The organism is Porphyromonas sp., from assembly GCF_030529325.1.
In the GTDB taxonomy this organism is placed as follows: Bacteria; Bacteroidota; Bacteroidia; order Bacteroidales; family Porphyromonadaceae; genus Porphyromonas_A.
The window spans coordinates 1-25,016 of the sequence record NZ_JAUMXC010000021.1; the positions used below are offsets into that span (position 1 = coordinate 1).

Here is a 25,016-nt window from a genome sequence, read left to right on the forward strand (position 1 = left end):
TTAGACAACCTTTTTCATCAAGTTAGACAACCTTTTTTGTGCGCATCGGTACCTTTCATTCACAGAAGGATAGGCGATGCTTTTGTCTCCTATGGGAGCGTGGGTGAGATTTCTTCCATTTCTCCTGATCCTAAGAGCACTATGAGCCCGGGATCAGGCTTGACTCGCCTTGGTGCTTCTGTTTCGGAGAGTCTTTGTATATTTGTCACAGTTTTTTGACACTGCAAATCTATTTAACCCCATATACGTATTATTCAATGAGTAACTATTTGAGCACCGATACTCGTAAGATCACAACGGCACGGCTGTTGGAGATGAAGCGCAAGGAGGAGAAGATCTCCATGATAACTTCTTATGACTTCTCCATGGCACGTCTGGCAGACGCTGCTATGGTAGATGCCATCCTTGTGGGGGACTCGGCTGCCAATGTCATGGCCGGTCATGTGACCACTTTGCCCATCACACTGGATCAGATGATCTACCATGCCCAGTGCGTGGTAAGGGCTGTACGGAGAGCTTTTGTCGTGGTGGATCTGCCTTTCGGAACTTATCAGGGGGACTCTATCGAAGCCCTCAAGTCTGCTGTCCGTGTGATGAAAGAGACAGGTGCGGACTGCCTCAAGATGGAGGGTGGGGCAGAGATACGTGAGTCTGTCGAGCGTATCCTCAGTGCCGGTATCCCTGTCATGGCACATCTCGGGTTGACACCGCAGTCGATCAATAAGTTTGGCTCTTACGGTGTGCGTGCCCAAAATGAGGCTGAGGCGCGTAAACTCCGCGAAGATGCTCTACTGCTCGAAAATCTCGGTTGCTGCGCTCTTGTCCTCGAAAAAGTGCCTGCCCGACTTGCCGAAGAAGTGGCGAATAATCTCTCCATCCCCGTCATCGGTATCGGTGCAGGGCAAAAGGTCGATGGTCAGGTGCTTGTCCTTCAGGATATGTTGGGTATCACTGAGGGCTTTTCTCCGAAGTTTTTGCGCCGATATGCCAATCTCGGAGAAGAGATCAAGGGGGCTGTCAATCAGTATGTCTCCGATGTCAAGTCGCTCGATTTCCCTAACGAGAGCGAACAGTACTGATTACCCTAAGTTGTCTCTCTCATCCTTTTGGGCTCCATTTTTACTCTAATTCACTTGCCTGATATATTTTTGATATGATAGACTTCATCACCCTTTGTGACTATCTCGGTACGTTCGCTTTTGCAGTGTCGGGGATCCGCCTGGCTTCGAGCAAGCAGATAGACCTCTTCGGTGCATACGTGATCGGTCTGACTACTGCTGTCGGAGGTGGTACGCTGAGAGATCTTTTCCTCGGGCTCAATCCGTTTTGGATGACTCAACCTTCGTACCTCATCATCACATTTATTGCGCTGCTGTATGTCGCGATCTTCAGGAAGACGGTCATACGTATGAGTCCTACCGTCTTTATCTTCGATGCCATCGGACTTGGCCTTTTTGTCATCGTGGGTATGGACAAGGCCTTTTCCCAAGGTTATCCTGCGTGGGTGGCCATCGTCATGGGTGTGATCACGGGTTCGTTTGGCGGGCTCATCAGAGATATCTTCTTGCAAGAGATCCCTCTCATCTTTCGTAAGGATATATACGCGTTGGCTTGTGTTATCGGGGGACTTATCTACACGATCTTGTACAACCTTCCTATCCCTCAAGGGGTAGCCCAACTCACATCTGCCATCAGTGTCATCATCTGTCGCATCCTTGCGGCAAAGTTCCATCTCAGTTTGCCGACCCTCAAGGGTGAGGATAGTGAGAAACATCCATAGAATATCGCGCGATGACATAAATGCAGAGGGCGTATCGGATCATGTCCGATACGCCCTCTGTCCATATGTGTTCTTGAGCTACTTCGTTAAACTGCAAAGAAGACCATCAACCCTCCGAGTGTGATGTATAGCAGTGCGTATGGCAGTGCGGAGCGGAGTATCTCTCCGTCTTTGCCGGGCATATTGCATGATGCTGTGGCGATGGCTATACTCTGTGGAGAGATGATCTTGCCTCCGGTGGCTCCTGTCGTATTGGATGCTACGAGCCAGTTGGGATCGGGATATCCGAGTTGAGCAGCAACATTGTTTTGGAGTTTCCCGAAAAGTATATTGGACGAGGTGTCGCTACCCGTAACGAAGGTCCCTATCGCTCCGATCAATGGGGCAAAGAGAGGATAGAAGATGCCTGTTGCGGATGCGAGGGCAGAGGCTATGACAAGGATCATGCCGGCATAGTTCATCACCGATGCTATGGATACGAGACTGAGTATGGTGATGACGGTCTTGCGAAGATTGATGACGGTCCTTGCGAGGATCACCATCAGACGTCTGAAGCTCAGCCCCTGAATGAGTCCGCCGATGACGGTACCGAGGAAGAGCATAAGGCCTGCATTGGAGAGCCATCCGAAAGTGAAGAACTTGCCCTCTGCATAGATGGGTAGGTGTACCTTGCTCACCAAAGTGCTGCGTAAAAACTCATTGAGTGGCTTGACAAGTGGCCCTGAGAACAGTATGAAAAGGAGGATGAAGAGGTAAACGCTCCATGCCTTGAAGAGTCTGCCCGGGGTAAAATTTTCGCCCTCTTTAGCCTTGGGTGCAAATACTTTTGTGTACGTGATGATTGCAATGATCGCTGCGATACTTCCGAGGATGGCAGGGGCTTCGGCTCCGAGATAGCGAGCCACGAGGTATTGGACGGCAAAGGATATGCCTCCCACCCATATAGAGAGGAGGATGTTTTTGACTATTGACTTCACACTACGATCGGTGAGCATGAGTATGATAAATGGTATGATAAGCATGAGTGGTGAGAGCTGCAACACTACCTTGGCCGAAATATCGCTGATGGCTTCGGGAGTGGCAGTCCCTGATGGCGCAACTTCGTTGGCAAGAGTGATTACGGGGACTCCGACAGCTCCAAATCCCGTGGGTACGCTATTGGCAATGAGTGATACGAGTGCGCTGAATCCGGGCTTGAATCCCAGTGAGATGAGTATTGCCGCCGGTATCGCTACAGCTGTACCGAAGCCTGCCATCCCTTCGAGGAGCCCGCCAAAACCCCACACGAGGAGCAAGACCATTGCGCTGCGGTCGTCAGTGAGGGAGGTAAACTGTTTCTTGATGACCTCTATCTCTCCGCTCTCAAGCAACACATTGTAGCTGTATATAGCCATGAGGATGATGATAAGGATGGGGAAGGTGGCTTTGAGCAGCCCTTCAACAAGAGCCCAACCGACGCCCAATCTGTAGTAGTCTGCGGGTGCTTCCCAAATATGGGAAGGGGCCAGGTACGCGATAGCAAGGGTGGCTATCAGTGTGATGAGTGCGCTCTTGTGTCCCGGCATCTTCAGTCCAAGCATGAGGACGAAAAGCAGCAGGATCGGAAAGATTGACAGAATAACTGACATACGGGTAATAAATTGTGAGAGTCCGGTGTCGGAAAAATACCTTTTCCTCTGTCCCTACCTCGGGTGCTTCCCTTCTGTGTTGCCGGATCTATCCTTGCTCTCGGAAGGGTGATCGGCAGGAAAAGCCGGTTGACTCGGGCAGACTCTCATGGATTAGTATTATAGTTTAGGAAAAATCTCTGTCGGTAGTACTCTTGTCCTCAGACAAGGATGATGACACATTGTCGTGCTCCGTGCGCCCCCATGACGAGTGATTGCTCTATATCCGCCGTCTTCGATGGTCCGGAGATAAAGCCTCGGAACTCTCGATCGCTCTTATCTCCTATGAGACGGTAGGCATCATGCATCGTGTCCACAAGTTTTGTTTTGTCGAGAACTACACAGATAGCTTCGGAAATAAAGTATATGGCGCGGTGTTTGTACTCTTGCTCATAGTAGACAGCTCCATTTTCGCAGACGCCCAAGTGCCCTCTGAAGACTACGAGATCCGTGCCATTGAGTTCTCGAGGCTCCCCTGCATCATCGGGATTGAATGTGGCGCAGGTGATCTCGGTAAGATTGCTCGCAATCCGTTTGGCATCAGGAAAGAGACGGGTTACCACTTCAGAGACTGTCTCGCCCTCTGCGAGTTCGTAAGCCAGACCTCCCACACCCTCGATGATACTCTTGAACTGCTGTATCTTGTCCTCAAAGACCATGTGGCCGATGTCGACTTTGGGACGAGGGAAAACTTCTTTGGTGTTGCGACGGATGCTGTCGAGAATATATTGTTTACTGTCCATATGCTTATTGTTTCTTGTGGTTTTTCTTCCACCAGGTGTTGAACGACTCTTTTGCAAACTTCGGTAGTTCTCTATTCTTGCCCCAAGCATTGAACCCATTGTAGATAAGCGGGCGTGGCATCGAATTGGTGAGAGGTGCCAACTTCAGTGCTGAATAAAATAGGGTAGGACTCTCCATCAGTACCTTCATGCCGTAGCTCATGAGCTTCTTCTCTTTGCTTGCACGTCCGAAGCCATCGAGCTTTTGACGCCACACGTATATCTGCTCGCCAAGATCGACCATGACGGGACATACGTTGGAACAAGACATGCAGAGTGAGCATGCAGATACGTTACCACTGTACTTGAGTGGGTTCTTGAGCATACCAAGATTGATACCGATAGGTCCGGGGATGAAGTAACTGTATGAGTATCCACCACTGCGGCGGTAAACGGGACAAGTATTCATACAGGCTCCGCAACGGATACAGTTGAGAGTCTTGCGGTGTTGGCTCTCACCAAGGATTGTGCTTCGACCGTTGTCCACGATGATGAAGTGTTGCTCTCCTCCCTCGTGCGGATGCCCGAAGTGTGAAGTATATGTAGTGATGGGTTGGCCTGTGGCAGATCGGGCAAGCAGGCGAGTGAAGACCGAGAGACTCTCGAGGTCAGGAATGATCTTGTCTATCCCGAAGGCTGTGATATTGAGTTTCTGGCAAGCCATACCCATGTCGGCATTACCTTCGTTCGTGCAGACTACGACCTCTCCGGTCGATGCGACTGCAAAGTTTCCTCCCGTCATCCCTGCATCGGCATTGAGGAAGTCTTCACGCAAGGCTTTACGAGCCTGATGAGTCAGGTAAGTCGGGTCATAATTCCCACGTTCAGAGCCCAGTTTGTCTGCAAATAGATCTGACACCGTTTGGCGTTTGACGTGTATCGCAGGCATGACGATATGACTGGGTTTGGCCTCAAGGAGTTGGAGTATGCGTTCGCCAAGGTCTGTCTCTACGATGTCGAAACCCTTGTGGATGAGGTACTCGTCGAGATCGCACTCCTCCGAGAGCATAGACTTGCTCTTGACGAGCTTTTTTGCATCGTGGTCACGGAGTATCTTCTCTATGATGGCACAGTACTCATCGGCATCCTTTGCGTAGTGGACATGACAGCCGTTGGCACGAGCATTGCACTCAAACTCCTCTATGAGGTCTGCGAGATGCGAAGTGCTGTACATCTTGAGATCTCTGGCAGTGTGTCGTAGCTCTTCCCACTCCGGGATGTTTTTGCTCAGCCTGTCTCTTTTGGCACGAACCAGCCAGAGCGTCTGGTCATGCCAGGTAGCGTTCTCTTTGTTTGTCAAAAAACGGCGTGCAGCCTTGGAATGTGTCGTGCTCATATCATTCTCCTGCTAAGATTTTTAAGAAATGGATCGTCCGGATTGGGAGTTTGTCCCTGTCTATTACTCCCTGCATGTGCATGAGGCACGAACTATCAGCTCCCGTGATGTACTCCGCTCCTGTTGCCATGTGATCCTTGACCTTGTCTTGTCCCATACATGCCGACACTTCGGGCTCTTCAACCGAAAACATCCCCCCGAAGCCACAACACTCGTCGATACGAGAGGGCTCGAGGACTTCGATACCTTGCACTCGTTCGAGTAGAGCACGTATCTTGTTGAAGTAAGGCTCGGTGAGTTCTGACGGAGAGGAGAGTCCAAGTTCGCGCACTCCGTGACAGCTGTTGTGTATACTGACTTTATGAGGGAAGACTCCGGGTAGCTGTTGGGGCTTGATGATATCGTGGACAAATTCCGTGATATCATAGATGCGCTTCTCTGTCGTACACTCGTACCGGTGAGCTCCGAGGATGCGTGGATGATTCTCTTTGACGAATGCCACACAACTCGCGGATGGTCCCACGATGTAGTCATAATCCTTAAATAGCTTCTCGAAACGCTTTGCCAGGCCTGCAGCTTCATTTTCAAATCCTGCATTGGCCATGGGTTGGCCACAACATGTCTGATCCAACGGGTAGTCCACATCTAATCCCAGTCCCTTCAGTAGCTTGTAACAAGCAATACCGACCTTAGGATAAACGGCATTGATATAGCATGGGATAAATAGTCCGATTTTCATTCTGTTCAGTATCTGATAGTATATTCCATTGTTGAGGCATCCAAGACTGATGTGCCTCCATACATACTCGTAAATTTAGTGATTTATTTGAGAATGCTATTTTTACTTTATTAAGTATTCTCCTATTTGCTTGTTGTTTTTTATAAATGTGTTTAATGTCTGCGTTGTATGGGTTGTTTTTCTAAATTTTTAGGAGGTTGAATCCTGTTTGGGTTCGATTCCAATCTGTCTACTTTGATGCATATAAGTGTTCACCTTGATGAAGGGCTCTTTTTACATGTGGTAGTCTTGGGTATGAGTTGCGGATAGGGTTGCGGGGGTGAAAAAAACGGCTGTGATACATCAGTATCACAGCCGTTTGGGATTATATCGTTGTCGATATTAGTTGTTCTTAGCCTTTTCAGCTTTGAGCTTTTCGTTAAGGATAGGTACTACCTTGTGGAGGTCGCCTACGACACCGAGGTCAGCAACCTGGAAGATAGGAGCGAACTTATCCTTGTTGATGGCGATGATGTACTCAGACTCTTCCATACCTGCAAGGTGCTGGATAGCTCCCGAGATACCGATAGCAAAGTAGATGTCAGGACGTACGGTCTTACCTGTCTGACCTACTTGGCGTTCGTGCTCGATAAGGCCGGCATCGACCATTGCACGAGAAGAAGCAACTTCTGCGTTGATGGTGTGTGCGAGGCTGCGGAGCTTGCTAAATCCGTCTTGTGAACCGACACCACGACCACCCGATACGAGGATGTGTGCTTCGGTGATGTCCACCATGTTCTTCTCTTCGCGGATCTTCTTGATGAGACGGACACGGCTCTTGCTCTTATCAAATGGTACAGCTACCTTCTCCACTTCGCCCTTGCGAGTAGGATCTGCAGGCTTACGACGCATCACGCCCGGACGTACTGTAGACATCTGAGGGCGGTGATCCTTACATACGATGGTTGCCATGAGGTTACCACCAAATGCAGGACGAGTCATCATGAGGTTGCGATCGTCAGCGATCTCAAGAGAAGTACAGTCTGCTGTAAGACCTGTACGCATACGTGCAGAGATACGAGGACCGAGGTCACGACCGATAGTAGTTGCACCAAGGAGGAGGATCTCAGGCTTGTATGTACGTAGGACGTGTACCACTGCTTGAGCATAAGGCTCAGTGAGGTAGTCCTTGAGCATCTCATCATCTACGACGAGCACACGGTCAGCACCTGCTTCGATAAGATCTTGAGTAAGGTGACCGACGTTGTGACCACAGAGGATTGCGGTTACTTTTTCGTTGATGCCGTCTGCGAGTTCGCGTGCTTTACCAAGGAGTTCGAACGCTACATTTTGTATAACACCTTCGCGTTGCTCGGCAAAGACTTGTATGCCTTTATATTGTTCTTTGTCCATAGTAAGATCAGATGATGAATTTTTCTTTGAGTTTTTCAAGGATGATATCAGCAGCTTCTTCAGGAGTAATGTCATCGTAGAGCTTACCCATAGCCTTAGCACCCTTGGTAAATGACTTCTTCACGCTTGTTGGCGAACCCTTGAGACCGAGGCAGTCAGGATCCACGGGGAAGCTATCAGCGTTCCACTCGATGATTTCCTTGTCGAAAGTGGTCATGATGTCGTGGACATTCATGTAGCGTGGCTCGTAAGCCGATGCCAAGAATGTAAGCATACATGGGAGTTCTACTTCGAGCTCTTCGTGACCTTCTTCGACGTTACGACGTACTACGAGGGTCTTCTTACCATCAAACTCTACATCTTCCACATAAGTGATTTGTGGGAGATCAAGCTGCTCAGCGATCTGAGGACCTACCTGTGCAGTGTCACCGTCGATAGCCTGACGACCTGCGAGGATGATGTCGTACTCCATGTTTTTGAGCGCTTGAGAGAGCGTGTAGCTTGTTGCGAGGGTATCTGCGCCACCGAAGCGACGGTCAGATACGAGGATACCTTTGTCTACACCCATAGCGTAAGCTTCGCGGATGATTGCTGCTGCTTGGGGAGGACCCATGGTGATGACAGTAACCTCTGCTCCGTACTTGTCCTTGAAGAGAAGGGCTTGTTCTAGTGCGCCCTTGTCATCTGGGTTCATGATGCTCGGTACACCGTCACGGATGAGAGTACCTTTGACCGGGTCAAGTTTGATCTCTGTAGTATCAGGGACTTGTTTGATACAAACAACTATTTTCATTGTCTTTTCCTCCTAAATTACTTAAATAGGTTAGCAGCAATTACCATACGCTGTACTTCGCTGGTACCTTCGTAAATCTCAGTGATCTTAGCGTCACGCATCATGCGTTCGACAGGATATTCGCGGGTATAACCGTAACCTCCGTGGAACTGTACAGCCTTTGTGGTCATGTCCATAGCTGTCTCTGCGCAGAATAGTTTTGCCTCTGCTGCTTCGAGAGAGTAAGGCATTCCCTTGTCCTTTTTCCATGCTGCGATACGCACGAGGAGTGATCCTGCGTCGATACGAGCCTTGAGGTCTGCAAGCTGGAACTGTGTGTTTTGGAATTGTGACAAGCTGCGGCCGAACTGCTTACGTTCCTTGGTATACTTCACTGTCTCATCCATCGCACCGCGAGCGATACCGAGGGCTTGAGAAGCGATACCGATACGACCGCCATCGAGGGTCTTCATCGCAACCTTGAAACCGCCGCCGATCTTGCCGAGGAGGTTTTCTTTAGGTACGATACAGTTTTCCATGATAAGCTCACAAGTAGCTGATCCGCGGATACCCATCTTGAGCTCCTTTTTACCTACGCTGAAGCCGGGCATATCCTTCTCTACGATGAAGGCCGTGATACCCTTGTTGCCGAGACTCTTGTCTGTCATTGCGAAGATGATGTAGACGTGAGCGTACTCGGCGTTGGTGATAAAGATCTTGTTACCATTGAGGATCCAGTGGTCACCTGCATCGACGGCAGTTGTCTGCTGAGAAGACGCATCGGTACCTGCATTAGGCTCTGTAAGGCCGAATGCTCCGATCCACTCTCCGGAAGCAAGTTTTGGGAGATACTTCATCTTTTGCTCTTCTGTACCATGTTCCAGGATCGGAGCACAGCATAGAGATGTATGTGCAGATACTACAACGCCTGTAGTAGCACACACGCGGCTAAGCTCTTCGACGCACATGGAGTACATTTGATTTGTACCTCCTGCGCCACCGTATTGAGTGGGGATAGGGATACCCATGATGCCGAGTTTGGCCATCTTCTTTACGGTCTCGATAGGGAAGCGCTCTTGCTCATCAATTTCTGCTGCAAGGTGTTTTACTTCCTTTTCAGCAAAAGCTGTAATCATCTGCAAGAAAAGCTCTTCTTGTGGAGTTTTAGAAAAATCCATAGTCTCTCTTTAGTGATGTTTTGAATAAAAAGTATTAACTCTAATTTTTTGATTCCTGATATCTGGTTCGCACTGCTCCAATCTCAGACAAGGGGGCATGGTTGCCTGATGAGACATATGGGATATGGTGGTGTCTATCAATAGCCGTTGTCTACGTTAGCTTAGGTTTTCCTCCGCGTTTTTTGTATTCTGAGTATATTCTATGCCACTTTTGATCAGCGATACCTTGTCACGTTGCTGCGACAGTGAGTATCTGTGCGATTTCTTCAAAAAATGTGTTACATATCTCACCCTTTTTAGCTTTTACCCGGTTCGTACACTCTTGTACAGCATAAACTTGAAAAGGTTGCCTCTATCTCTGCTAAAGAGCAGATATATCGGTATATGAGACAGCCAAAGTTACCCAAAATATCTGAACCCGCAATATTTTTCTTTAATACTTATTTCGCATTATTTGGTTTGCTCTATGTCCGTGACAGAGAGACCTCTTTTCCCAACAACTCCCGGACTTCTTTCATTTGCATTATACTGATCGGAAATGAGTAACTTTGCGGTCTAATATAAAGAATTTTCAGATGCTTGCACTCAACAATGTCTCGGTATACTTCGGTGCCGAGTGCCTCTTTTCAGATATCACCCTGAGGATAAATCCCAAGGAGCGCGTGGCCTTGGCCGGTCGCAATGGTGCCGGAAAGACCACCATGCTCAACATCATCTCCAAAAGGATAACACCTACGGAGGGCTCGGTGTCGCATCCTTCGGACATGACGATAGGCTACCTGCCTCAGCATCTCCTGACAAAGGACGAAAGAACGGTGAGAGAGGAGGTGCGGCTGGCTTTTGGGCGTGAGTTGGAGATCAAGCGTACCCTCGATGCGCTCACGGATGAATTGTCGACCCGTACCGATTACGACAGCGAAGACTACATGGAGGTTGTCCGGAGGTTGGCGAACTATACCGAACTACTTGCTATCTATGGCTCTGACCACAGGGAGGCTGAGATCGAAAAGACGCTGAAGGGGTTGGGTTTTGTAGACACGGACTTTGACCGACAGACTTCGGAGTTCAGCGGAGGTTGGCGTATGCGCATAGAGCTGGCCAAGATGCTATTGAGTCGTCCCGATCTCTTGCTCCTCGATGAGCCTACCAACCATCTAGATATGGAGTCGATCATTTGGCTCGAGACGTTCCTCAAGTCCACTTCGGCTGCTGTCGTCATGGTGTCTCACGACCGCAAGTTCCTCGACAACACCACTACTCGTACCATAGAGCTTTCGCTGGGCAGGGCCTACGACTACAAGGCATCCTACTCTCACTATGTCACTTTGCGTGAGGAGCGATACCAACAACAGCTCCGCGCCTATGACAACCAGCAGAAGATGATCAAAGATACCGAAGACTTCATCGAACGTTTTCGTTACAAGGCAACAAAGTCGGTACAAGTGCAGTCTCGTATCAAACAGCTCGAAAAGATCGAGCGTGTCGAGATCGAAGACCTCGATCGTCGGCATATCCACTTCCGTTTCCCTATGGCAGTGCCTTCGGGAGCATATCCGGTGATTGTCGAGGGCTTATCGGTGTCCTATGGAGATCTCAATGTACTCTCCGGCATCGATCTCACTATCGAGAGGGGAGACAAGATTGCTCTCGTGGGGAAAAATGGTTCGGGTAAGACGACCTTTGTCCGTGCCCTCATGGGCGAACTGCCTTACGATGGTATGATAAAGGAGGGACATCAGGTAAAGATTAGTTATTTCGCTCAGAATCAGGCTTCCCTTCTCGATCCGACCAAGACTATTTTCCAGACTATCGATGATGTGGCTGTGGGTGAGATACGCACACGTATCAATGATATACTGGGGGCTTTTATGTTTGGTGGGGAGATTGCGGAGAAAAAGGTGCAAGTCCTCTCCGGTGGCGAGCGCAGCCGTTTGGCAATGATCCGTCTCCTCCTCGCTCCGTCCAATGTACTCATTCTCGATGAGCCTACCAACCACCTTGATATCAGTAGCAAGGAAGTGCTCAAAGAGGCTATAAGCAACTATGAGGGTACGGTGCTCATCGTCTCTCACGACCGGGATTTTCTCGACGGATTGGTAGATAAGGTCATAGAGTTCAGGGACAAAAAGATCATCAACCATCTCGGAGGTATGCCCGATTATTTGCGAGCTCTTGCTCAGCGCAATGATGAGATAAATGCCATATCTGTGACCAAACAGACGGTGGCAACCGAAGAGAGTACCGGCAAGATGGACTATGCCCGTCAGAAGGAGCAGCAAAAACAGCTGCGCAAGCTCCAACAGCAGGTCGAACGCTGTGAGACCAAAATCGCTGAGGTCGAGCAGGAAATCGCAGACATCGAGGAACAAATGTCGCAGGGTAATACTGCCTCCGAACTTATTACCCGTTACGACACTCTCCAGCGTAGCTATGCCACTCTGATGGAGGAGTGGGAGCAGGCGCAGTCAGACTTGGAGAGTGTTTCGGAGGCTTAGTCTTTATAGTAATATTGTATTGAGTATGAAGCATATTTTGATCTGCAGTATAAATGATCTGGACAGGTATTCTGCCCTTGCTGCCGAGTTTTGGACTGAATATAAGGAGTCATTCCCCTATGCAGAGAGGCGGGCGGGAGAGAGTATCCGTGCGCTCCTTGATCGCGAGGGTAGTGCTTTTTACATCCTCTTTTTTGTCGACGAATCGGACGGAGGCTTGGCTGCATTTGCAGTTCTTCACAGCCTGCCGACCTTTGAGTATATAGAGTACCTCTGTGTCCCTGCACGCAGGCGTAGCGGAGGGCTTGGGGCAAAGGTGTTGGACGAAATCTCTAACCTTACGGGCAAGGCTCTCGTTCTCGAAGCCGAACCACCGTTCTCCAACGATTGGGCGGATCGTCGTATAGCCTTCTATCGTCGCAATGGTTTCTCGCTCATAGATACCCCCTACATCCAACCTCCTTATCATGACGATGCTGACTCGGTCGAACTCAGACTCATGGTCCGGGGCGATTATCCGATGACAGACTCTCCGGCGTCCGATCTTTACCGCCATGTGTATGCCCTGCCTTCGGATCATCCTCTTTTCCTCAGCCTTTAAGACTGAGTAGGCCTTTTTGCTAAAAATAAATGGCGAGGGTCTGATACAGATTGCCTGTGTCAGACCCTCGCCGTTTTCGTGCTATGTTCCCGCATTTCGGGTGTTTGGATCGAAAGATATACATCTGTCGAAATCGATGTGTCTAACTTGATGAATTAAGTTAGACAACTTCATTCGTCAAGTTAGACAACCTTTTTTCAGCAGATCTCAACCCTCTAAAATATCCCTCTTCATTATCGATAATCAAGACTGCCTTTTCTTATGCCTTCCTGCTATAAAAAGAGTGCTTGTTATGTTTGATTATGAGTATATCAACGGGTAGATACGGAAAGCCCCACTTTTGTCATATCGTCAAAAGTAGGGCTTTCGTTATTTTTTATTTCTCCTTTTGGTAGAGAGAGTTCCGACGCTCGTGTCGGTTCAGTTGATCTTTTCCTTTTTGTATCTCGGTTTTGATACGGTGCAGTTCGTAGCTTGCTTGGATGGCCCGGATCGCAGGAGTAGGGAGATCAAATGTCCTTTTTTTCTCTTTTGCTCCGTTGATCTCGACCTGAAGTTTGCTTGTCCCGCCCATGTTGAATACAAAGGCTGCAAGTTCTTCGGCATTGGCGTGGGTAAAGGTCAGACGCTCATACTTTCGACCGTCGATATCGTAGCGGTAGTTGGTCCCGCCGTCGTAAGGAATGGTGTCAGAAGTGACAAATGTATCCGATGCTTTGTCTTTGATCGTGACACTCATGGACTCCGGAGCCGGTGCTCCCGAAGTCCCTGCCACGATCTCAAGGAGACCTTCGTTGTTGAAGTAGACATCAAGGAATGATGATTGTGGTTGGGACTCGGCGGGATTGTAGTCTTTGTATCTTGTGATGCTGTGCCCTTCGATCTCTTCGGACTTGATGACCTCAAAGAGCTCCAATGCCTTTGCTTCGCGTATGAGCAGAGAGTCTATCATGGGAGCGAGGAAGAGGCTGTCGCGCCGGGACTGGAGCAGTCGTACCTGACGGATGAGGTCAAATGCCTGCCGGCGTGCTTTGACGGCTGTGGGAAAACTCTTGTTGAGGCTGTCGAGCAGAGTCAGAGCTTGTTCGTAGCGTTGTTCGGAGATATGGCTTTCTGCTTCGGAGATCAGCAAATTGGCCTTTTTTTCTTCGCTTGATGTGCAGGCTGCCAGCCCGAGGAGGATGAGGATAAATACTTTTTTCATGACAATTATCGTTTTAGGGAAGAAAACGTTTTTTCATTGTATATGTGGTAACGTACCAAAAGACTGTGTTGGTATAGTTCTTTGTACGCTTTTTCTCTGTCTCCGATATCCATGCGCTGAGGTTTGGATGCCTGAAAATCTCTCCATGCGCGCAGTACGGCAAAGGCATCTTTGGGCTTCCCGGAGAGGAGAAAGACCAGAGAGGCAAGCATATCGAGGAAAAAGCGTAGGAAGAGAACCTCTCGGAGTCGAGAGTCCGGCAGGTTGCGATAAAGCATACGGAGGTTGTTGCGGAAATTGAGGTGTGTCTTTCGAGGATTTTCCGCTGAGAGAGAAGCACCGCCTTCGTGATAGACAACACCGGAAGGAACGACGAAGAGTTTGTGACCCATGGACTTCCAACGCCAGCACAGATCTATCTCCTCTTGGTGGGCAAAGAACGTGCTGTCCAAACCTCCTGCGGTAAGGTAGGCTTCTCTCCTCACGAGCATTGCGGCTCCCGTGGTCCAGAAGACTTCTTGGGGTGTCGTTCCGTACTGCCCTCGATCCTTTTCTATGGTTGCGAATATCCTCCCGCGGCAGAACGGGTATCCGAGCCTATCCATGTATCCACCTTGAGCACCTGCGTACTCGAAGGACTCCGGAGACTTCTCCCAACGTAATTTCGGTTGTACGGCAACGACATCGGGATGACTGTCGATGAAGTTATAAAGTGGGGTGAGCCAATGCTCTGTCACCCTCACGTCGCTGTTGAGCAGAAGGACATAGGGGTGATCTACTTGTGCTATTGAGCGGTTGTATCCTTCGGCAAAACCATAATTCTGCCCGAGGTCGATGACACACACACCCATCTCCCGACAGTAGGCTATGGAACCGTCAGATGAGCCATTGTCGGCTACTATCACTTCTCCTATGGCTGCGGGGGTATGCTCAATGACGGTGGGGAGATACTTTCTCAAGAGCTTCTCACCGTTCCAGTTGAGGATGATGACTGCTACGGGTGGCATCGGGCTGTTGGCGTTCATAATCTCTTGAATTCTTGGTAAGGATTGAACTCCAAAACTTCTTTCTCTCCGTACTTCCACCTCTTGTGTGTCCATAACCATAGAGCGGGATTGGCATTGATAGAGTTCTCAAGGCGGTGCATAAACAGAGCTGATAGTTCACCAAATTCGTGAGTCGAAGCATCCTCTGTGAGGACCTCTACGGTGCAGACATATCGGCCACGACGTGATCGCTCGACACGCAGATAGCATATTGGAGACTTCGTCTTCTGAGCGAGACGCTCCATACCGGTAAAGACTGCAGTATCACGGTTGAGGAAGTTGGTGAACAGATGTACGTTTTGTGGGGAAGGTGTCTGATCCGCTACGAAGATCAGTAGTTGGTTGCTCTCGCTCCTGCTCATGCCCATGATCGCTCTTGGTGCAAAAGTCTTGTCGATGAGTTTGGTGCCAAACTTGCTTCTTATCCTGTACATCACATAGTTCATGACACCTTTGAGGGGTTTATACAAGACGCTCATCTGTGTAAAAGGCAAAAAGTCTTGAAATCCTGTGAACCATTCCCAATTGCCATAGTGCCCCAGTGTGAGGTAGACCAAGCGGTGTCCCTTTTCGTGCAAGGCCTCGATTTGCTCTTCTCCTCTGAGGATAACGTGTTTGCGAAGTGTACGACTACCAAAACCGGCTATCATAAAGTATTCAACAAAAAGGTCGGAGAGGTGGATGTAGATATCTCGCTCTATCCGTGCTCGCTCCTCGTCCGACTTGTGTGGGTAGGAGCGTAGGAGTTGTTCTCTCACTACCTCGAGTCTGTATCCTACCACTTTGTGTAGGAGTAGTGCTACGATATTCGACACTCCGTAATGCCACCATGCGGGTAACTTTCCGATGAGTGCCATTGCCCCATAGATTATCGATCCGAGTATGCGATCCTTTTTACTGAATGTGATCTCCATGTTTCTGTGTGTTATTCGGCAAGTGTTGCAGACATTATCTCGGCATCTTCGCTCGTCACCTCTCCGATGATCACGTTACATACGCCCCCTTCGGCGACAGAGCCCTTAGGGAGACGCACACGTACGTAATTGTCAGTAAATCCGTAGATATATTCCGGGTCTGTCCCATGTTCGAATAGAGCACGGCGTACTGTCCCCTTTTGACTTTCGTAGAACACTGTCAGCTTTTCCGTGCTCAGGGCGATAAGCCTTTTGCTTCTGCGGTGCTTTACCTTAGGGTCTACGGAGTACTCGATGTTGAGCGCATCTGTGCCGGGGCGTTCGGAATAACTGAATACGTGCAACTGTGAAATATCCAACGACTTGATGAACTCATAACACTCTTCAAAATACTCGTCTCTCTCTCCTCTTGTCCCTACGATCACATCCACACCGATGAAAGCATGAGGGATGAGTTCCTTTATGGTCTCTATCTTGTGTCGGAATAAGGTCGTGTTGTATCGGCGCCTCATCAGTTTGAGGACCTCGTCCGATCCGCTTTGTAATGGGATATGGAAGTGTGGAGCAAAGCGTTTGGATTGTGCCACAAACTTGATGGCTTCGTCCGTAATAAGGTTGGGTTCCATCGAAGATATGCGGAAACGCTCGATGCCTTCCACTTCATCAAGAGCTTTGATCAAGTCAATGAACTTTTCCCCCGTGCTTCGTCCGAAGTCTCCCACGTTGACTCCCGTGAGGACGATCTCTCTTCCTCCCTCAGTCACTACCCCTCGGGCTTGTGCGACAAGCTCTTCGATACGGCCGTTACGACTGCGTCCACGAGCCTTTGGTATCGTACAGTAAGAGCAATTGTAGTCACAGCCATCCTGTACTTTCAGGAAGTGACGAGTACGCCCCTCTGAGGATACCGAGGGAGCAAAGGTTGTAATCTCTTTGACCGGAGTATGCAGGATGTGTGATGAAGCACCGGGTTCGCGAAGCTGAGCAAGATACTTGACGAGATCGACTTTTTCGTTTGAGCCTAAGACCATATCCACGCCCTCTATCGTTGCCACTTCCTCCGGCTTGAGCTGTGCATAACAGCCTGTCACTATGATGCGCGCCTTGGGGAAGTCTCTATGCACCTTGCGTATCGTCTGCCGACACTTTTTGTCTGCCAGTTCTGTCACTGAGCACGTGTTGATGAGGCAGAGATCCGGGATTTCCCCATCTTTGATTGTACGCATACCATACTCAATGAGCGAACGCCCTATTGCCGATGTCTCGGCAAAGTTGAGTTTACAGCCCAATGTATAGTATGCAAAAGTCTTATTCTCAAATATATTATAGTCTGTCATTGTCTTACTTTTCTGATGCAAAAATACGACTATTAGCCGACTTGAAAAAATGCTCTCGGCTTTCTCTGTTGATTGGAATAGGGCAGTGATGTTATAGATTGTCGTGCTTATAACAGACAATAGGTGTCCGTGGTTGCAAGACTTTTTACACATAAAAAAGCACCGCACTCATGGGAGTGCGATGCTTCGATGATATATTGTTGTGTAGGGGGATTACATCATACCACCCATGCCGCCCATACCTTGTGGCATTGCAGGCATTGCAGGAGCATCTTCCTTTTCGTCAGCGATGACACACTCTGTGGTGAGGAACATACCTGCGATAGAAGCAGCATTTTCGAGAGCCACACGAGTCACCTTTGCAGGGTCGATGATACCAGCCTTGAAGAGGTGTACAAACTCGTCCTTACGAGCGTTGTAACCGAAGTCAGTATCACCTTCCTTAACCTTTTGTACGATGACAGCACCTTCCTTACCTGCGTTTGCTACGATCTGGCGAAGAGGCTCTTCGATAGCACGCTTGATGATCTCGATACCTGTTGTTTCGTCCGCGTTGTCGCCCTTCATACCTTCGAGAGCCTTTGTTGCACGGATGTAAGCGATACCACCACCTGGGACAGTACCTTCTTCGACAGCAGCACGAGTTGCGCTAAGCGCATCTTCAACACGGTCTTTCTTTTCCTTCATTTCCACTTCCGATGGAGCACCCACGTAGAGGACAGCCACACCACCTGCGAGCTTTGCAAGGCGTTCTTGTAGCTTTTCCTTGTCGTAGTCCGAATTAGTGACTTCGATCTGAGCACGTATTTGGTTGACACGAGCAGAGATACCTTCCTTGTCGCCAAGGCCATTGACGATGGTTGTGTTGTCCTTGTCGATGGTCACCTTTTCTGCCGAACCAAGCATATCCATCGTAGCAGCATCGAGCTTGAGACCCTTTTCTTCAGAGATCACTGTGCCACCTGTGAGGATAGCAATATCTTCGAGCATAGCTTTACGACGGTCGCCGAAGCCCGGAGCCTTGACAGCACAGATCTTGAGCGAACCACGTAGACGGTTCACCACAAGTGTAGCAAGAGCTTCACTCTCGATGTCTTCAGCAACGATGAGAAGAGGACGCCCGGTCTGAACGACTTGTTCGAGGATAGGGAGGAACTCCTTGAGGGTCGCGATCTTCTTGTCGTAAAGGAGGATGTATGGATTTTCGAAGTCCACGGTCATCTTCTCAGTGTTGGTCACGAAGTAAGGAGAGATGTATCCGCGGTCGAACTGCATACCTTCGACGATCTCGACGGTGGTGTCCATACCCTTAGCCTCTTCGACAGTGATGACACCTTCTTTCTTCACCTTCTTCATAGCCTCAGCGATGAGTGCACCGATGGTTTCATCACCGTTGGCAGAGATCTTAGCCACGTGCTCGATCTTCTCGAAGTCGTCGCCTACCTCTACAGCTTGCTTGCGGATCTCTTCGATGACCTTAGACACAGCCTTGTCGATACCTCTCTTGAGGTCCATTGGGCTTGCGCCGGCAGCTACGTTCTTGAGACCGACAGAGATAATAGCCTGTGCAAGGACAGTAGCAGTTGTAGTACCGTCACCGGCGTCATCGTTGGTCTTCGATGCCACTTCCTTCACGAGCTGAGCACCCATATTTTCAAATGCATCCGAAAGCTCAATCTCACGAGCCACAGACACACCGTCCTTGGTGATGTGAGGAGCACCAAACTTCTTGCCAAGGATGACATTACGACCCTTAGGACCAAGGGTTACCTTCACTGCATTAGCGAGTTTATCAACACCACTCTTGAGTAGCTCTCTCGCTTCTCTGTCAAATTTTATTTCTTTTGCCATTGTATTATCGTATTACTATTATTGTCAATATCAACCAATCACTGCAAGGACATCTGACTGACGCATGATGAGGACCTTCTCACCCTCCAATTCAATCTCTGTGCCTGCGTACTTGCCATAAAGCACCACATCGCCCTCTTTGAGCATCATTTCTTCGTCCTTAGTGCCGTTACCTACAGCACGAACAGTGCCTCTTAGAGGCTTCTCCTTAGCTGAGTCGGGGATGATGATACCGCTAACTGTCTTCTCTTCTGCCGGAACAGGTACAACAAGCACCCTGTCTGCAAGTGGTTTAATGTTCATTGTTGTCTTTAATTTATGTGATTATTATGTATGTCTGTATCGTGAGAACTCTATCGAGCTTCACTACTGATAAGAAAAAAATGTGCCAAAAGTTTTAGTCAGCCCCGAACTGACAAATATTGCAGACTGACTGTCAGTCTATTTTTATACACCTACCATAAGTGTCACACGACTTGCTGTAATGCTATAAATGAAGCCAAATCGACATTAGCTTTGAATACGCCCTGTCGTTTTGGGGTCTTATATTATACTTGTTTTCAAGTTTCAAAAGTATATCTTTGTTAAATAAAATGAAAATCTAATTTATGAATAGGGTAATCATCATAGGTAACGGGTTCGATAAGGCACATGGCCTTGCAACCGGATATAAGGATTTTATAGATAGTTATTGGGATAAAGTTTCTCATCACATATTCAATGATGAAAAACGATTGTATAAAGAGCGATCTGGGAATATCCTTCCTCCAAATACTTATGATGACCGCCTTATCTCATTTGAAATACTTGATTACCGGACAAATAAAAAATCAAGCCCATCATATCCCAAATCGTGTTCAAGCCCATACGATGACGTTCAAAAGCTGATTGCTATGTTCAATGATTATAGGGAAGGCTATAGAGGCTCTGTTCAGTTGAAATTCAAAAACGAGTTCTTTGAGCACGTTTCCGGTCGCTGTTCGCTTACCAACTGGGTGGATATAGAAAATGAATATTATGAAAATCTGAAAGAACTGCTTCAAGAAAACGACACCCTTATTCGGGAAGAAAAAGTCCAAAAGTTGAATCAAGATTTTGACATTGTAAAAGAGGAACTTGAAAAGTATCTGACGAAGATAGTAGAAGAAGCAAAACCGACACGGTTTGGGTCTATTCAAAAGGCCTTCGATAGCGTGATAGAGCCGGATGAGATAGCTTATATCAAGCAAAGGAGTGTTTATGACTTGATTATTCAAGAGGTCGAGAAATCTAACCTTAAAGAAGAGGAGCAGTATAAAACAGCCCTCTATTTGAATAAGACAAAAGGAATACCTCTCCAATTATACCCAATTAATGACCAGAATTTCAGGACAAGACACTTCACTCCGAAACAAACCTTAGTCTTGAATTTTAATTATACACGTACAGCAGAAAAAAAATATAATGGAAGTGGATATGAAGTTATCAACATCCATGGACAACTTAATGATGAAAATAACCCGATCATTTTTGGTTATGGTGATGAGTTGGATGATGATTATAAAAGAATCGAAAAGTTACAAGACAACGACTTTTTGGAAAATATAAAATCCATTCGTTACCATGAAACAAGTAATTATCGGAAGTTATTGAGTTTCATCGAAGCAAAACCCTATCAGGTAATTACGATGGGGCATTCGTGTGGGAATTCTGACCGAACATTGCTTAACGCCAGTTCGATCTAAGAAAACATGCTGCAAAATAAGTAAACATCTGTAAATCAATCTATTTTTGTATTCTATTTCAATGGAGTAATCAGAAAGAGGAGCCAACATCTAAGTCTTTGGGGTTCAGACACAAGTAAAAAGACATCTGAGGGCAATGTAAGCACCTAAAAAAATCTCACGTGAAAAACTAAACATTATAATAATCAATATATTACATCTCTTTCTTATATCGAACTGACGTTGCTTAATACCCTATTCGAGCATCGCAATTGCGTTTCTGTAAAAGTCTATTATCACCAACGAGAGGACGGTACTGATAATTACAGCGAATTGGTTCGTAATCTCTCTCGTAGTTTTAACGACAAGGCAGGAATGAGGGATAAAGTCGTCAATAAAGAATATTGTAAGCCTCTTGTCCCATCATTTGAACCTTAATTTATAAAAGAAGAAGCATCTTTAGGAGAGGAGTGTTCTCACTTGCCTCCCAAGTAAGATATAGAAGGTGTCAAATCAAGTTGTCTAACTTGACGAATCAATCAGTCTAACTTGATGCATCAAGTTAGACAACCTTTTTTCGGGAAGTGTTGAGACGGGAAAAATAAGCCGTGCAGTTACGCATGAAGCGCAACTGCACGGCTTATTTGTTGTTCTTCTCGAGGGGTGTCAGAGTTTGAATTCTGCCCAAAGAGGGTAGTGATCTGATATCATGAAAGATAGGCGTTGTCGGGATAAGCCTCTGTTGATCATCGCTGTGGTGGTAAAGTCGTAGTTGCCTCCGGTGTTGAACTCTAACGACAACTTTGGTTGCCCTCTATCTCCATTGAACCATGCTATCTGATCGTAGAACTTTGTTTGGTTGAAGATTGAGCGGGTCACTGCTTCGTTTTGTAGGGCATCCGGCACATAAAGTCCTTCGGACACAAATGTCTTGTGGAGCAGGTCACCTCGCTCTTCGATGTTGAAGTCTCCAAGTACTATAAGATTGTGATGATAGGCATTGATGTCTTTTGCCCATCCCGATAGCCATTGCGCGATACCCTTGAGTTCGGGGATGCGGTCTTCGGCTTTTTTGCCATAGATGACATGGAGGGTCACGAGGATGAATGTCTGACTCTTGGATCGGAAACTCACGGCATAAGGGGTACGTACAAATTGCTCGGTCATCACATTGTCAGATATGCCTTTGCTCCACTCTTTGGGTACTACGAGTTCGCCCGCAAGTCCTGAGAGGTTGACACGACGGGTGTCGAATAGGTACGCCATGCGCTCACCGTTGCCGGCATCGCCCTTGGTCACATCCGTAAGGATCATCGACCATTCGGGGCCGAGGATCTTGAGTGTATCTCTCAGAGCACGGATGTTGGACTTGACCTCCTGCACGGCAATCACGTCAAATCTTCGGATGATCTCCGCGATACAGAGGACGGCATGCATGTCCCGTTTGGGATTGTCTTTTTCTTCGCTTGCCCATTTGCGGGTCAAGTCGCCAAATGCCCGGATGTTCCAACTGGCAATGAGGAGGTTGCGGTCAAGCTGTTTGGTCGGGATCTTGGCATCAAGATCCTCCGCAAGGAGACGAAGGTTCTCCTGCACTTCGGGTGGCGGTGTTTGATACATAGTAATAATCTTTTGGTGTTCCTAATATGCTCAAATTTAACGATTATAGTCTGTTAATCAAAGCGAATCAAGAGTTATCCGCCTGATGAAGACAGACTCATTATTATTGTGTATCTTCGTATCATTATTCGAATAATATCAAACATACATTTAATATATAAATGGAAATCTCTCAACTGGGTGAGTTCGGTCTCATCGAGCGACTTACCGAGCCTTTCAACTGTCGTGTGCCTTCGACCATCCTTGGGGTGGGTGATGATACCGCCATCATAGCACAGGACACAAAGCGCGAAACCCTTGTGACCACAGACCTTTTGCTCGAAGGGATACACTTCGATCTTATGTATTCTCCCCTCAAACATTTAGGTTTCAAAGCTGTGAGTGTCAATGTTTCCGATATCCTCGCGATGAATGGTCGTCCCGAACAGATCATTGTCTCTATCGGGGTCTCCAAGCGTTTTGCTGTCGAAGATATCGAAACCCTCTATCTCGGTATCCATGAAGCTTGTGAGGTATATGGAGTGGACCTCGTAGGGGGAGACACGTGTTCGTCTCTCACCGGGCTTACCATCAGTATCACGGCTATCGGAAGTGCCAAGGTGGGTAAGGCTGTAAGGCGTTCGGGTGCAAAGGTCAATGACCTCATCTGTCTCTCCGGTAATGTCGGGGCAGCGTATATGGGACTCCAGTTGTGCGAGCGTGAGAAACTCGCTTATGACGGTACGGCGGACTTCCAACCGAAGTTTGAGGGTAGGGAGTATATCCTCCAAAGACAACTCCGTCCCTATGCTCGTGTCGATGTCATCGAAGCTCTCGGCAAAGCGGGTATTGTCCCAACTTCCATGATCGATGTCTCGGATGGTGTGGCTTCCGAACTCCTGCACATCTCCAAGGCTTCGGGTGTGGGTTGTCGCATCTTTGACAAAAAGATACCTATCGACTATGAGACTTCAGCAATGGCTGAGGAGCTTAATATCAATGTCATCACGGCAGCTCTCAATGGTGGGGAGGACTACGAACTTCTATTTACCGTTCCTCTCGGTATGAAGGACCTTGTGGAGAAAGTCGAGGATGTCCGTATCATCGGGTACATCACCGATGAGAGTGACGGTTGTCACCTTGTGGCCAACGATGGCAATATGATCCCCCTTCTTGCCCAAGGGCACCACTTCAAGCGGGACGAAGCATGATTGTAGTACACTCTAACCTTATCATCTCATGAAAGAATATCTGGATCTTCTCAGTTATGTGCGTCACAACGGTGTGCTCAAAGGCGACCGTACGGGCACAGGTACGGTGAGTTCGTTTGGTCATCAGTTGAGGTTTGACCTCTCGAAAGGCTTCCCTCTCTTGACTACCAAGCGGTTGCATTTGCGTTCGATCATTTATGAACTACTTTGGTTTATTCACGGAGATACGAATGTCAAGTACCTGCAGGACAATGGTGTGAGGATATGGAACGAATGGGCGGACGAAAACGGAGATCTCGGTCCTATCTACGGAGCACAGTGGCGTAAGTGGCGGGATGCTCGTGGACAAGAGCATGATCAGTTGGCTGAGGCGCTCAAGCAGATACGTGAGACGCCCGAGAGTCGCCGTATCATCGTCAGTGCATGGAACGTGGGCGAGCTCTCTGAGATGAAGCTCCCTCCTTGTCATGCCTTTTATCAGTTCTACGTTGCCAATGGGCGACTCAGTCTCCAGCTGTATCAGCGGAGTGCTGATCTCTTCCTCGGTGTGCCGTTCAACATTGCTTCTTATGCTCTCCTTCTCATGATGGTGGCTCAAGTGACCGGACTCGAAGCGGGAGACTTTGTTCATACTTTCGGCGACACCCACTTGTACACCAACCACTTCGAGCAGGCCGACTTGCAGCTCACACGCGAACCTCGTCCGCTACCACGTATGATCCTCAACCCTGATGTCAAACGTCTCGAAGACTTCACCTACGAAGACTTTATCCTCGTAGACTACGATCCTCATCCACACATCAAAGCTGACGTAGCCGTATGAACAAGGCCAAACCCACACTTCACATCATCGTCGCCATAGCTGAGGATGGAGCTATAGGCTTCGAGGGAGATATGCCTTGGGGACGCAACCTCCCTCGGGATCTCAAACATTTCAAAGAGACCACGATGGGTTATCCTATCGTTATGGGACGTAAGACCTTTGAGAGCCTTCCTAAAGGGGCTCTTCCTGGTAGATTGAACATCGTCATCACTCGAAATACTTCTTACGAAGCGCAAGGCGCAACCGTCGTTCATAGTATTGAGGAGGCTCTCGCCGTGGCTAATGGGGTCGAGCATCTTTTCGTCATCGGTGGTGGCGAACTCTACCGTCAGTCTCTCCCCTACGCCGATGTCCTGCACATCACACAGGTACATGCACATTTTGAGGGGGCAGACACCTTCTTCCCGCCCATCGACATAGACGAGTGGTACTGCATCCGAAGCGAAGAGCATCCGGCCGATGACCGCAACCTCTATACCGTCACATTCACTGAATGGCATAAGTCTGCGAAGTAAATATTGTATGCAAAACTATCACCACCCACAAGTTAGAGTCAAGGCTCCGACTTGCGGGTGGCGCATTTATA

The 25,016-nt window shown here is 48.3% G+C and carries 22 protein-coding genes; 8 read left to right on the plus strand and 14 right to left on the minus strand.

The annotated features are described in order from the left end of the window. Positions 1-257: 257 nt before the first annotated feature. Complete coding sequence (gene panB, locus Q4A14_RS04820) at positions 258-1,079, plus strand: 3-methyl-2-oxobutanoate hydroxymethyltransferase (RefSeq protein ID WP_303170345.1); 822 nt, start codon at positions 258-260, stop codon at positions 1,077-1,079. 74 nt (positions 1,080-1,153) lie between these two features. Further along, positions 1,154-1,780 (plus strand): trimeric intracellular cation channel family protein, encoded by a 627-nt coding sequence (locus tag Q4A14_RS04825; protein WP_303170347.1) that lies wholly within the window; start codon positions 1,154-1,156, stop codon positions 1,778-1,780. 86 nt (positions 1,781-1,866) lie between these two features. On the opposite strand, the gene Q4A14_RS04830 is transcribed toward Q4A14_RS04825, so the two are convergent. From Q4A14_RS04830 to Q4A14_RS04860, 7 genes are all read right to left on the minus strand, one after another. Next, on the minus strand, positions 1,867-3,408 hold the full coding sequence (locus Q4A14_RS04830; RefSeq protein WP_303170349.1) for an L-lactate permease: 1,542 nt from the start codon (positions 3,406-3,408) through the stop codon (positions 1,867-1,869). A 200-nt stretch (positions 3,409-3,608) separates the two neighbouring features. Next, on the minus strand, positions 3,609-4,190 hold the full coding sequence (locus tag Q4A14_RS04835) for an LUD domain-containing protein (RefSeq protein ID WP_303170350.1): 582 nt from the start codon (positions 4,188-4,190) through the stop codon (positions 3,609-3,611). Between the two features lie 4 nt (positions 4,191-4,194). Beyond that, on the minus strand, positions 4,195-5,565 hold the full coding sequence (locus Q4A14_RS04840; protein ID WP_303170352.1) for a lactate utilization protein B: 1,371 nt from the start codon (positions 5,563-5,565) through the stop codon (positions 4,195-4,197). A gap of 1 nt (position 5,566) precedes the next feature. After that, a complete protein-coding gene (locus Q4A14_RS04845) occupies positions 5,567-6,304 on the minus strand; it encodes a (Fe-S)-binding protein (RefSeq protein ID WP_303170353.1) in 738 nt (245 codons plus the stop codon). A 381-nt stretch (positions 6,305-6,685) separates the two neighbouring features. After that, positions 6,686-7,696: an electron transfer flavoprotein subunit alpha/FixB family protein gene (locus tag Q4A14_RS04850; RefSeq protein WP_303170355.1), complete on the minus strand. Its 1,011-nt coding sequence runs from the start codon at positions 7,694-7,696 to the stop codon at positions 6,686-6,688. A gap of 7 nt (positions 7,697-7,703) precedes the next feature. Then, on the minus strand, positions 7,704-8,489 hold the full coding sequence (locus Q4A14_RS04855) for an electron transfer flavoprotein subunit beta/FixA family protein (protein WP_303170356.1): 786 nt from the start codon (positions 8,487-8,489) through the stop codon (positions 7,704-7,706). 17 nt (positions 8,490-8,506) lie between these two features. After that, complete coding sequence (locus Q4A14_RS04860; RefSeq protein ID WP_303170357.1) at positions 8,507-9,646, minus strand: acyl-CoA dehydrogenase; 1,140 nt, start codon at positions 9,644-9,646, stop codon at positions 8,507-8,509. Positions 9,647-10,221: 575 nt separating this feature from the next. Here Q4A14_RS04860 and abc-f point away from each other — a divergent pair. Together abc-f and Q4A14_RS04870 are read left to right on the plus strand one after the other, a co-directional pair. After that, on the plus strand, positions 10,222-12,141 hold the full coding sequence (gene abc-f, locus Q4A14_RS04865; RefSeq protein ID WP_303170358.1) for a ribosomal protection-like ABC-F family protein: 1,920 nt from the start codon (positions 10,222-10,224) through the stop codon (positions 12,139-12,141). Positions 12,142-12,166: 25 nt separating this feature from the next. Continuing rightward, the gene (locus Q4A14_RS04870; RefSeq protein WP_303170360.1) at positions 12,167-12,742 is read left to right on the plus strand and encodes a GNAT family N-acetyltransferase; all 576 of its coding nucleotides are present in this window, start codon (positions 12,167-12,169) and stop codon (positions 12,740-12,742) included. 376 nt (positions 12,743-13,118) lie between these two features. Here the strand turns inward: Q4A14_RS04870 and Q4A14_RS04875 are convergent, their stop codons facing one another. From Q4A14_RS04875 to Q4A14_RS04900, 6 genes are all read right to left on the minus strand, one after another. After that, entirely contained in the window at positions 13,119-13,946 is an 828-nt protein-coding gene (locus tag Q4A14_RS04875; RefSeq protein WP_303170362.1) for a hypothetical protein, read from the minus strand. 5 nt (positions 13,947-13,951) lie between these two features. After that, positions 13,952-14,953 carry a glycosyltransferase family 2 protein gene (locus Q4A14_RS04880; RefSeq protein ID WP_303170382.1) on the minus strand — a complete coding sequence of 334 codons (1,002 nt, stop codon included), beginning with the start codon at positions 14,951-14,953 and terminating at the stop codon, positions 13,952-13,954. Between the two features lie 14 nt (positions 14,954-14,967). Beyond that, positions 14,968-15,906: a lysophospholipid acyltransferase family protein gene (locus Q4A14_RS04885; protein WP_303170363.1), complete on the minus strand. Its 939-nt coding sequence runs from the start codon at positions 15,904-15,906 to the stop codon at positions 14,968-14,970. An 11-nt stretch (positions 15,907-15,917) separates the two neighbouring features. Further along, entirely contained in the window at positions 15,918-17,243 is a 1,326-nt protein-coding gene (mtaB, locus tag Q4A14_RS04890) for a tRNA (N(6)-L-threonylcarbamoyladenosine(37)-C(2))-methylthiotransferase MtaB (RefSeq protein WP_303170364.1), read from the minus strand. Positions 17,244-17,456: 213 nt separating this feature from the next. Further along, positions 17,457-19,094, minus strand: a complete 1,638-nt coding sequence (gene groL, locus Q4A14_RS04895) for a chaperonin GroEL (protein ID WP_303170366.1) — start codon at positions 19,092-19,094, stop codon at positions 17,457-17,459. 30 nt (positions 19,095-19,124) lie between these two features. After that, entirely contained in the window at positions 19,125-19,397 is a 273-nt protein-coding gene (locus Q4A14_RS04900) for a co-chaperone GroES (RefSeq protein ID WP_303170368.1), read from the minus strand. A gap of 305 nt (positions 19,398-19,702) precedes the next feature. On the opposite strand from Q4A14_RS04900, the gene Q4A14_RS04905 reads away from it, so the two are divergent. Further along, positions 19,703-20,818 (plus strand): AbiH family protein, encoded by a 1,116-nt coding sequence (locus Q4A14_RS04905; RefSeq protein ID WP_303170370.1) that lies wholly within the window; start codon positions 19,703-19,705, stop codon positions 20,816-20,818. 645 nt (positions 20,819-21,463) lie between these two features. Here the strand turns inward: Q4A14_RS04905 and Q4A14_RS04910 are convergent. Continuing rightward, entirely contained in the window at positions 21,464-22,417 is a 954-nt protein-coding gene (locus Q4A14_RS04910) for an endonuclease/exonuclease/phosphatase family protein (RefSeq protein ID WP_303170372.1), read from the minus strand. Between the two features lie 161 nt (positions 22,418-22,578). Between Q4A14_RS04910 and thiL the strand changes: the two genes are divergently transcribed. From thiL to Q4A14_RS04925, 3 genes are read left to right on the plus strand one after another with little or no spacing between them, the layout of a single operon-like run. Beyond that, entirely contained in the window at positions 22,579-23,607 is a 1,029-nt protein-coding gene (gene thiL / locus Q4A14_RS04915) for a thiamine-phosphate kinase (RefSeq protein WP_303170374.1), read from the plus strand. 28 nt (positions 23,608-23,635) lie between these two features. Continuing rightward, complete coding sequence (locus Q4A14_RS04920; RefSeq protein WP_303170375.1) at positions 23,636-24,430, plus strand: thymidylate synthase; 795 nt, start codon at positions 23,636-23,638, stop codon at positions 24,428-24,430. Continuing rightward, positions 24,427-24,945 carry a dihydrofolate reductase gene (locus Q4A14_RS04925; RefSeq protein ID WP_303170376.1) on the plus strand — a complete coding sequence of 173 codons (519 nt, stop codon included), beginning with the start codon at positions 24,427-24,429 and terminating at the stop codon, positions 24,943-24,945. Before Q4A14_RS04920 ends, Q4A14_RS04925 begins: the two co-directional genes overlap by 4 nt. The last annotated feature ends 71 nt before the right edge of the window (positions 24,946-25,016 follow it).

Excerpts from the sequence above, each read along its gene's own strand:
- Q4A14_RS04885 (WP_303170363.1), bottom strand. The coding sequence starts at position 15,906 with ATGGAGATCACATTCAGTAAAAAGGATCGCATACTCGGATCGATAATC.
- abc-f (WP_303170358.1), top strand. The coding sequence starts at position 10,222 with ATGCTTGCACTCAACAATGTCTCGGTATACTTCGGTGCCGAGTGCCTC.
- Q4A14_RS04925 (WP_303170376.1), top strand. The coding sequence starts at position 24,427 with ATGAACAAGGCCAAACCCACACTTCACATCATCGTCGCCATAGCTGAG.
- Q4A14_RS04875 (WP_303170362.1), bottom strand. The coding sequence starts at position 13,946 with ATGAAAAAAGTATTTATCCTCATCCTCCTCGGGCTGGCAGCCTGCACA.
- Q4A14_RS04835 (WP_303170350.1), bottom strand. The coding sequence starts at position 4,190 with ATGGACAGTAAACAATATATTCTCGACAGCATCCGTCGCAACACCAAA.
- Q4A14_RS04900 (WP_303170368.1), bottom strand. The coding sequence starts at position 19,397 with ATGAACATTAAACCACTTGCAGACAGGGTGCTTGTTGTACCTGTTCCG.
- Q4A14_RS04830 (WP_303170349.1), bottom strand. The coding sequence starts at position 3,408 with ATGTCAGTTATTCTGTCAATCTTTCCGATCCTGCTGCTTTTCGTCCTC.
- Q4A14_RS04855 (WP_303170356.1), bottom strand. The coding sequence starts at position 8,489 with ATGAAAATAGTTGTTTGTATCAAACAAGTCCCTGATACTACAGAGATC.
- groL (WP_303170366.1), bottom strand. The coding sequence starts at position 19,094 with ATGGCAAAAGAAATAAAATTTGACAGAGAAGCGAGAGAGCTACTCAAG.
- Q4A14_RS04880 (WP_303170382.1), bottom strand. The coding sequence starts at position 14,953 with ATGCCACCCGTAGCAGTCATCATCCTCAACTGGAACGGTGAGAAGCTC.
- Q4A14_RS04840 (WP_303170352.1), bottom strand. The coding sequence starts at position 5,565 with ATGAGCACGACACATTCCAAGGCTGCACGCCGTTTTTTGACAAACAAA.
- Q4A14_RS04920 (WP_303170375.1), top strand. The coding sequence starts at position 23,636 with ATGAAAGAATATCTGGATCTTCTCAGTTATGTGCGTCACAACGGTGTG.
- Q4A14_RS04850 (WP_303170355.1), bottom strand. The coding sequence starts at position 7,696 with ATGGACAAAGAACAATATAAAGGCATACAAGTCTTTGCCGAGCAACGC.
- Q4A14_RS04860 (WP_303170357.1), bottom strand. The coding sequence starts at position 9,646 with ATGGATTTTTCTAAAACTCCACAAGAAGAGCTTTTCTTGCAGATGATT.
- Q4A14_RS04870 (WP_303170360.1), top strand. The coding sequence starts at position 12,167 with ATGAAGCATATTTTGATCTGCAGTATAAATGATCTGGACAGGTATTCT.
- Q4A14_RS04910 (WP_303170372.1), bottom strand. The coding sequence starts at position 22,417 with ATGTATCAAACACCGCCACCCGAAGTGCAGGAGAACCTTCGTCTCCTT.
- Q4A14_RS04905 (WP_303170370.1), top strand. The coding sequence starts at position 19,703 with ATGAATAGGGTAATCATCATAGGTAACGGGTTCGATAAGGCACATGGC.
- Q4A14_RS04825 (WP_303170347.1), top strand. The coding sequence starts at position 1,154 with ATGATAGACTTCATCACCCTTTGTGACTATCTCGGTACGTTCGCTTTT.
- panB (WP_303170345.1), top strand. The coding sequence starts at position 258 with ATGAGTAACTATTTGAGCACCGATACTCGTAAGATCACAACGGCACGG.
- mtaB (WP_303170364.1), bottom strand. The coding sequence starts at position 17,243 with ATGACAGACTATAATATATTTGAGAATAAGACTTTTGCATACTATACA.
- Q4A14_RS04845 (WP_303170353.1), bottom strand. The coding sequence starts at position 6,304 with ATGAAAATCGGACTATTTATCCCATGCTATATCAATGCCGTTTATCCT.
- thiL (WP_303170374.1), top strand. The coding sequence starts at position 22,579 with ATGGAAATCTCTCAACTGGGTGAGTTCGGTCTCATCGAGCGACTTACC.